The sequence below is a fragment of the Streptomyces sp. XY431 genome, assembly GCF_001279805.1.
Classification (GTDB): Bacteria; Actinomycetota; Actinomycetes; order Streptomycetales; family Streptomycetaceae; genus Kitasatospora; species Kitasatospora purpeofusca.
Window position 1 is genome coordinate 1 of the sequence record NZ_LGDO01000294.1, and the last position, 755, is coordinate 755.

A 755-nucleotide genomic window follows, 5' to 3' on the forward strand; every position below is an offset into this window, starting at 1 on the left:
CGCCGTCCGTACCGGCCGGGCGGCCGCCCGCGCCACCGGCCTGAACAAGGTCTACGGGGAGGGCGAGACCCGCGTGGTCGCCCTCGACAACGTCAGCGTCACCTTCCCCCAGGGCGAGTTCACCGCGATCATGGGCCCCTCCGGCTCCGGCAAGTCCACCCTCATGCACTGCATGGCCGGCCTCGACACCGTCAGCTCCGGCTCCTCCACCATCGGCGACACCGAACTCGTCGGCCTCAAGGACAAGCAGCTCACCCAGCTCCGCCGCGACCACATCGGCTTCGTCTTCCAGGCTTTCAACCTCCTCCCCACCCTCACCGCCCTCGAGAACATCACCCTCCCCATGGACATCGCCGGCCGCAGGGCCGACAAGCAGTGGCTCGACCGCGTCGTCGAGACCGTCGGCCTCTCCGGCCGCCTCTCCCACCGCCCCAGCCAGCTCTCCGGCGGCCAGCAGCAACGCGTCGCCTGCGCCCGCGCCCTCGCGAGCAAGCCCGACATCGTCTTCGCCGACGAACCCACCGGCAACCTCGACTCCCGCTCCGGCGCCGAGATCCTCTCCTTCCTGCGCAACTCCGTCCGCGAACTCGGCCAGACCGTCGTCATGGTCACCCACGACCCCGTCGCCGCCGCCTACGCCGACCGCGTCGTCTTCCTCGCCGACGGCCGCATCGTCGACGAACTGACCCACCCCACCGCCGACACCGTCCTGGACCGCATGCGCCGCTTCGACGCCAAGGGCCGCACCAGCTGAC

General features: G+C 71.0%; 1 protein-coding gene. It reads left to right on the forward strand.

What is annotated here, in order from left to right; translation table 11 throughout:
• The coding region (locus tag ADK60_RS24070; RefSeq protein WP_053648838.1) for an ABC transporter ATP-binding protein at positions 1 to 754 on the forward strand (754 nt) is incomplete at its 5' end.
• Position 755: the final 1 nt, after the last annotated feature.